Below are 7,200 nucleotides of genomic sequence, written 5' to 3' on the forward strand. Positions count from 1 at the left end.
ATGAGTGCAAAAATCAGATAGTAATCTCAAAATATCTACTGTCTAAAAATTATTTTCTCTTTAAAGCATTGAAATACTTGACAATTGGTAGAAAAATAAAGAGGTCCAGGAGTTTTTCCCAGCCTCTCATCATTTATTTAAGGTTAAAAGTTAATTGAAAGACGCTTCCTTTGGGGTCGTTATCGGTAACTTGAATGCTGATTCCAAGTTGATCAAGGATTTTGGCAGTCAAACTGAGTCCAATCCCGTAGCCCTCAACCTCCGAGTTACGACTTTGATCCACACGATAGAAAAGATCAAAAATGTGCTTTTTATCTTCTTTGCTGATACCAAATCCAGTATCAGCAATCGTCAGATTGACTCGGTCAGCTCTGCTAAACAAGCTGATTTCAACACGTCCATTCGTCACATTGTACTTGATGGCATTCTCGATCAGGTTGTAGAGCGCACGCGCCAAGAGTTGGTCATCAGTCTGAATCTCACAGTCCTCAAGCTCCAGAGACAGCTCTACCTGTTTTTGCTCTGCCATTTCCTCCAAATCAAAGCAAACCTCCTCCAAAAGCCCAGTCAAATCCACCCAAGCCAACTTGGGCTCCACCTGACGGCTGAAAAGAAGCACGCCCTCAACCAGCTGAGTCAGGCGATCGACCGACTTATCCATGGTCTGAAAAAGGGCTGCGCTAGCTTGAGGATCCTCAGAGCTCTGCTTCTGATAAAGATCCAACTTGCTGCGCATAATCGCCAAGGGCAGACGCAATTCATGAGCCACATCGTTGGAAAACTGGCGCTGATGTTCATAGGAAGAACTGATTTTGTCCAGACTCTTGTTAAAGGCGGTTGTCAGCTGCTCCATCTCCATGGAGCGCCCCGTCATAGCCAATTCCTGCTGGTGCTGGCTGATCGTGTCGATATTGATAGCCTCCACCTTGTTTGCCAAGTCACGAAAAGGCTTCATGATTTTTCGAATGAGCAGGTATAAAATCGCAGAGCCCACAATCAAAGTCAGCACTAAAACGGATAGAGAGAAAAGACGAAACTCCCACATAGAACGAATGCTAGAATCATCTACGAAGACTGTCTGAGCATCAACAGCCTCCACACTCTCCATCAGCTGATGCGTTAAATAGGTTTGGTACCAGTTGATGGCCATATTTGACAAGACTGTCATCACTGTAAAAACCGATAGGATTGCCAAAGATAGCTGACCGATGATTGACCTCGTCCATTTAAAGCTTTTCTTCAATGATGTAGCCCTTTCCAATCACATTCTGAATGATATTATGCCCCAGCTCAGCCTTGAGTTTCTTACGAAGGCTGGCAATATGAACCCGAACCGTCCCTGAAAAGCTATTGCTGTCAGCCTCCCAGACATGCTCAATCAGCTCCTCGCTACTGATATGACGCCCCATATTAAGGAGAAGGTATTCGAGAATGCCTAATTCCTTGCGGGTCAAAGTCAGTTGCTGCCCATTAACCAAGACTTGGCGACTACTTGTATCAAATGTCAAAGCTCCGCAGGACAATTGACTATCCTGCTGGACAGATTTTCGGCGAAGCAAAGAACGGATACGAGCCTCCAATTCCTGAAAATAGAAGGGTTTGAGCAGATAGTCATTTGCACCCATGTCTAAAGCAGAAACCCTATCCTCCACATCAGACCGAGCTGTCAGCATGATAATATTGACCTCCTTGTTATAGGAACGTACTTCCTCCAAAACAGACAAACCGCTGCGCTTGGGCAGATTGATATCAAGCACCACCAAATCATAGGTCTCTTCATAAATCATCTGCTCTGCCATTTCCCCATCAGTCGCCTGATCGACAACATATCCCGACAAACGCAAGTCCTCAACCAAGGACTCCAGCAAATCCAACTCGTCCTCAACCACCAAAATCTTCATCATAACCTCCCAACTAAACTGTCCTTATTATACTAGAAGAATGGCAGATGTGCAAAATGGGGAAGATGTTTATAATTACTATCTTAAAGACATAATTATTTTTTGAAAGATAACATTGTTTTTGAAAAAAGTATGTAAATATATTTTTTAGTTTCTAAATGAAGATTTATATACAATAACTAGAAATACCACCAAAAATACTCTCAATATTCTCTGAAATGTCTTCTCTTATATCAGTTATATAGATCACATACAGATTTTTTATTGCTCTAGAACAAGCAACATAAAGCAAATTACGAACTTCATTAAATCGTTCATCATCGTCAGTTCGATTATCGAAATTTTCAAAAAAATATTTACAATAATTCTTTTTCGTAGCAAAATTATCCTGTAACACAACAACTACATTATCAAATTCTAAGCCTTTTGAACCATGTAATGTATAGTAGCTAATTCCCTCATCTTTAAGGTCATCAAAAATATATTTATACCACTTGATAAATTGAGAAACATCTAGCTTAAAAAATTCTTCAATAACTGACAGTTCACTTTCGGAGTCCTCCTCCAAATCTCGGGCATAGTAAAAATAACTATACGCTTTATTTTTAATAGTCAATGTGTCTTTAAAAATTATGGCAAAATAATTATAAATTCTATACTTTATTTTCTTTCTTTTTAACAAGCAGTGAAACTACCTCATCATGATGTGTCTGTGGGAGTAAAAAGGTTCAGTAGACCTTTTTAGCGACTTGCTTAGAAATAAGAAAGCAAGTCAGACCATTAATCTGCAGTTTTGACCAAAAGACTCACAGCTTCGGAGGTTCGCTGTCTCCGTTCTGACTTCGTGCTAACACTTGTCAATCACGGACAGCTATCGCATGGGCGGAAGTAAATACTAATCTTCATTGCTTTGCTCCTTGACTAGCAAACTAACCGCCTCAACATGATGTGTCTGCGGAAATAAATCTACTGGTTGAACCTTAGTCAATTTATAGCCCAATTCCTGGTAGAGGGCGATGTCACGCGCCATGGTTGCTGGGTTGCATGAGACGTAGGTGATTTTGGCTGGTGCCATTGCTGCGCTGGCTTTGATGAAGCTCTCTGTCAAGCCCTTGCGTGGTGGGTCAACTAGGATAACATCTGGCTTGATACCAGCCTTGCTCCATTCTGCCATGGCATTTTCTGCGCTGTCAGCGACATAGCTGGCATTTTCAATTCCGTTGAGCGCAGCATTTTTCTTGGCATCCTCGACCGCCGCTTCGATAACTTCCACTCCGTAGACCTGCTTAACCTGCTTTGCAAATGACAAACCGATAGTTCCGATACCAGAGTAGGCATCAATCACGGTGTCCTCAGGCGACAAGTCTGAAAAGTCGATAGCCGTCTGGTAAAGTTTCTCAGCCATGATCGTATTGACTTGATAGAAGGACTGAGCAGAAATCTCATAGTCATTGCCCAGCATGCTGTCCTTAATGGTGTCGCTACCGTAAAGGGTCTTGAACTCCCGTCCAAGAATGGCATTGGTGTTCTGGTCGTTGATGTTCTGAATGATAGAGGTAACAGCTGGAAAGGCTTCGACAATCTTCTCAATCATCTGCTCGATGCGGAAAACTTTCGGACGAGTGGTCACAAGAACCAGCATGATTTGTCCAGAATAATGGCCTCGGCGGACCATGATGTTACGGATGAGACCTGTTTGCTCTTTTTCATCGTAAGGTTTGATGTCAAATCGGCGGAGCAAATCACGGACAAAGACCACAAGACGGTCAATTTCCTTGTCCTGAATGAGAAAGTCTTCAATTGGCATCAAGTCATGAGATCCCTTGCGGAAAAAACCTGTTTCCAAGAGTCCGTTGACACGGCGAACGGGCACCGCAGCCTTATTACGGTAAGCATAAGGTGTCTCCATACCAAGCGTTTCAGTAATTTCAACATCCGAGATTTTAGCTGTTTTATAGAGATTATCGACAACCTGCTTACGCTTGAATTTAAGCTGTTCGCTATAAGCTAAGTGACCTAAATCTGCAATTCCAGAACGGAGGTAGTCGCTATCCAAGTCCTCATTGCGGAATTCAGATTTCTTAACATAAGATTCAACTTTTCCGTAGCCAATATTTTTCTTGACTTTAAGAATACGCATATTGATGATTTCACCAGGAAGGGCATTGTCTACAAAGAAGACCAAGCCATTGATCTTAGCGACACCCTTTCCTTCGTGTGTTAAGTCCACAATGGACACATTGATAATATCGTTTTTTTCTAACATGATTTTTCCTTATTTTCTTAAACTTCTGCTATTTTTAGTGGGTTTACAAGACTAATTTCTACTTAAATTATTCCCATTGTTTGATTTTTTGATAGTCTCCTTAAGTGGTGGGGCTCCAACAGTCTGGGAGACTGTTGGAGGTGGGAAATAGAGAAAGCATAGCTTTCATCACTACAATCCAATGGATTGTTTTAGGTCGGCAACTGAAAATTAAGACTTGCCGAAAGTCCAGTGGACTGTTTGAGGGTGACGACAAGAAATCAGAGATTATCGTAAGACATCGTCAAGTCGGTTGTTCTCATCGGACACAACCTAAACGATGCACTAACTCAGTAGCGATTTATTATCGAAATCGCTACTGAGTGTCGCAAACCTTCGGTTTCATTACTAAAGGAAAAGCCTAGGGTCTTTTCTCTTCGCTTTCCAATTTCAAGGTTCAGACCTGAAACAGTCCACTGGACTGTTTCACTCCCAAGCGACTTTGTCGCTCTTAGCACCACGGCGGAGACTATCGGAGGCGACGTACTTCGTACGCTTGTGTCTGTTATTTCTATACAAAACTCCCATACTTATACGGTAAAACTCTTATTTTACCATAGCGATTCTTCTTTTTATTAAGCAAATAGGTATAAATAACAGGAATAGTTCTCACTTACAAGACAAAAGAGAGACTTTAGTCTCTCCATTATACCATACTTATTTAATCAACTCATAGATGGCTTCTGCGTAGATGGCAGCGGCGCGGTAGAGATCTTCAACGTCCGCAAACTCATTGGCTTGGTGCATGGTGTTGGTATAGCCTGGGAACATGGCACCAAAGGCAACGCCACGTTTCAAAAGGCGTCCAAATGTTCCTCCACCGATGATTTGTTCGTGACCTTTGAGCCCTGTTTGACGCTCGTAAACAGCCAAGAGCGTTGACACTAACTCATCTTCCATAGGCACATAGTGAGGTGTGTGCTCATGCTCAGAAAGGCTGACCTTGCTTGGTCCTTGCAATTTATCAAGACCTGCTTTGAGCGTTTGAGCATCCGTTCCCTGCGGGTAGCGGAAGTTGAGGGCAATGGTGTTATCCTCAGAAGCCGCGTCAAAGGCAAAGACTCCTGCATTCATTGTAAGCTCACCCATTTTCTCGTCGACAATAGCCAAGCCCAAGTTCTTAGCGTAGAAATCTTCATGGAGAACTTCTCCTGCGATTCGGAGATAGTCCTTGGCTGCGCCGTCAAAATCAAATTGATTGAGGAACTTAGCTAGGAAGGTTGCCCCATTGATTCCTGCAAATGGTGACATCCCGTGAGCAGATTTTCCGTAAACGGTAAGGCTAAATTGTCCCTTATCATCTGAAAGCTCTGCTGTTACTGGTTCTTCTGCCACAAATGCATTCAGTTTTTCTTGCAAGTCTGCTAGATTACTATCTGATGTGAAGACTGCTGTCGCTGACTCAGGTACCATGTTCTCACGCAAACCACCAGTAAAGCTAAGCAATTTGAAAGCTCCGCTATTTTCCCCAGCAAAATGAAGATACTCAGTAATATTGCCTTTTTCGCCGTTGATGATTGGGAACTCAGCGTCTGGCGCAAAGCCGAAATCAGGATCCTTAAGACCGTTGTTAGCGAAGTAGTAATCCATATCGCCCCAACCTGACTCTTCGTCAGTCCCTACGATAAAGCGAACCTTCTTAGAAGTTGGAAGACCAAGTTCCTTGATGATTTTAAGGGCGTAGTAGGCAGCCATGGTTGGACCTTTGTCATCAGATGACCCACGCGCATAGAGTTTGCCGTCCTTAATTGTTGGCTCGTAAGGGTCAGTATCCCAACCGCTACCAGCTGGCACCACATCCAAGTGGGCAAAGATACCTAGAACTTCATCTCCTTGACCGAACTCGAAGTCACCAGCGTAATTATCGATATTACGAGTTTTGTAACCATCACGCTCTGCCATTGCCAAGAAATGCTCCAAGGCCTTAACAGGTCCAGGTCCAAAAGGATGTTCCTTGTCAGCCTTGCTATCATCACGTTCTGAATTGATACGGAGAAGACTAAAGAGGTCTTCCATCATGGCATCTTTGCGTTTATCAACTTCTGCTCTATAGTTAATTGTCATTTCTTTTCCTCACTATCTCATTTCAATAATATTATCGACTGGTAGGCGGTAGCTTGGTTCTGGCTTTTCATCGCTGTAACCAACAGTCACCAAGATTTCTGGTCTAAATCGACTGTCAATGTCCAAGATTTCATTAACCTTTGACTTGTCAAAACCTGCAATAATGTTAGAAGCAAAGCCTTGGTCAGTCAGCGCTAATGCTAGATTCATGGTCACAAGTCCAGTATTAAATGCTTGGAAAATAGAGGTATCTTCCTCAGAAAATGCTGCAAAACGTGGCGGCAAAGTCTCCATAAAGTAGCCAATCTGATCATCTGGTAGATCCTTGACGCCGATACGAGCAACCTTGCGTGCACGCTGGGCCAAATCTGAATCTGAGAAGATGGCAATCACATATTGGGCAGCCAAACCCTGATCCCTGTTAGTACTGTACATAAGATCAGCTAGCTGGTCCTTCTTCTCCTTGACAATCACAAACTTCCAAGGTTGGACATTGTTGGCACTAGGTGCCAAGCTAGCAATTTCAATAGCTGTGCGGATATCCTTAACGTCCACTTCCTTATCGTTAAAACGACGATAGGCATGACGTTTTTTATTCAACTCTAAAAATTTCATAGACCTGCCTTCCTCTTTGCAAGATGACCTCGTCACCCAAATTAAAAAGATACCTCTATTCTACCATGATTTAGCAAAAGATGATAGGAAGGCCCTTGAAAATAAAGAAAAGAGAGTGGGACAGTAAAACTATCTGAGAGATAGTTTTAGCAATATGATGAAGGAATTCGATTTTGTCAGCAAGTCTTTCTTTTAAGTTGCTGACCTGAAACAGTCTATTCCCAGACTGTTTCACTCCCACCTCCGCATAGCTCAAAAGGTTTGGGGAACCTTTTGAGGTTGCAGATAAAATCAAGCGAAGCTTGATATCAAAGT

Annotated in this window: 6 protein-coding genes and 1 pseudogene; all 7 read right to left on the reverse strand. The window is 42.7% G+C overall.

All coding sequences use genetic code 11. The features are described from left to right. Positions 1 to 133: 133 nt before the first annotated feature. A complete protein-coding gene (locus tag JOC28_RS10065) occupies positions 134 to 1,243 on the reverse strand; it encodes a sensor histidine kinase (protein WP_239548954.1) in 1,110 nt (369 codons plus the stop codon). After that, entirely contained in the window at positions 1,227 to 1,904 is a 678-nt protein-coding gene (locus JOC28_RS10070; RefSeq protein ID WP_239548955.1) for a response regulator transcription factor, read from the reverse strand. The genes JOC28_RS10065 and JOC28_RS10070 overlap by 17 nt, the downstream gene beginning before the upstream one ends. A gap of 163 nt (positions 1,905 to 2,067) precedes the next feature. Beyond that, complete coding sequence (locus tag JOC28_RS10075) at positions 2,068 to 2,583, reverse strand: 3'-5' exonuclease (protein WP_239548956.1); 516 nt, start codon at positions 2,581 to 2,583, stop codon at positions 2,068 to 2,070. Positions 2,584 to 2,796: 213 nt separating this feature from the next. Further along, a complete protein-coding gene (gene rlmD, locus JOC28_RS10080) occupies positions 2,797 to 4,167 on the reverse strand; it encodes a 23S rRNA (uracil(1939)-C(5))-methyltransferase RlmD (RefSeq protein ID WP_205010556.1) in 1,371 nt (456 codons plus the stop codon). Positions 4,168 to 4,863: 696 nt separating this feature from the next. Beyond that, positions 4,864 to 6,270 carry a dipeptidase PepV gene (gene pepV / locus JOC28_RS10085; protein ID WP_205010557.1) on the reverse strand — a complete coding sequence of 469 codons (1,407 nt, stop codon included), beginning with the start codon at positions 6,268 to 6,270 and terminating at the stop codon, positions 4,864 to 4,866. Between the two features lie 12 nt (positions 6,271 to 6,282). Further along, complete coding sequence (locus JOC28_RS10090) at positions 6,283 to 6,885, reverse strand: nitroreductase family protein (protein ID WP_205010558.1); 603 nt, start codon at positions 6,883 to 6,885, stop codon at positions 6,283 to 6,285. A 70-nt stretch (positions 6,886 to 6,955) separates the two neighbouring features. Next, positions 6,956 to 7,200, reverse strand: a pseudogene (locus JOC28_RS10095) (hypothetical protein); the annotation flags it as partial.

Source organism: Streptococcus loxodontisalivarius (assembly GCF_016908645.1).
In the GTDB taxonomy this organism is placed as follows: domain Bacteria; phylum Bacillota; class Bacilli; order Lactobacillales; family Streptococcaceae; genus Streptococcus; species Streptococcus loxodontisalivarius.